This is a genomic window from Pseudomonas sp. AU11447 (assembly GCF_001672555.2).
Classification (GTDB): domain Bacteria; phylum Pseudomonadota; class Gammaproteobacteria; order Pseudomonadales; family Pseudomonadaceae; genus Pseudomonas; species Pseudomonas nitroreducens.
In genome coordinates this window covers 1-494 of record NZ_LZDG02000011.1, presented here as the reverse complement: position 1 = coordinate 494, position 494 = coordinate 1, and the positions used below count along the sequence as shown (strand labels likewise).

The 494-nt window shown below is 60.3% G+C and carries 1 protein-coding gene; it reads right to left on the bottom strand.

Annotated features, from left to right (window positions below):
- Positions 1-494: phage tail tape measure protein (locus tag A6723_RS00075; protein ID WP_064979531.1), on the bottom strand; the 494-nt coding region annotated here is incomplete at both ends.

Sequence of the window (494 nt, the reverse complement as noted above, 5' to 3'; positions counted from 1 at the left end):
CGACGGTTTTCAGCGAGGCGATCAGGGTGCCGAGCTGACCGACAAGGGATGTGATACCAGGGCCTGCACCAGGCAGCGCCGTGAGGGCCGCCTTGAGAATCAATGCAGGCTCCTTCATGGCTGCGAAGACTTTGGCTGCGGTGAAGCCAACTGCAACCAGGCCAGTTGTAGCGACGAGAAACGCCTTTACCGGCTCGGGCAACATGCCAAAGATTTCCAGCGCTCTTGACGCCCAATCAAGCAGCGGCGCGAACGACTCTGCAACCTCCCCAAGCTGCAGCTTGAACTCCCGCCAAGAGGCGTTGAACCGATCCAGCTCAGCCTGAGGGGTGTCGGCCATTTTGGCGTAGGCCGATTCCATTGACCCGCCAGCCTCACCCATGGCCGTGACCTCGGCACGCATTTCCTTGATGTACTGGGTGAGGCTCAGTACTGCGGTACGTGCCTCTACGTCCGGGATGATCTGCCGCATTGCATCCAGGCCGAGTTTCCGA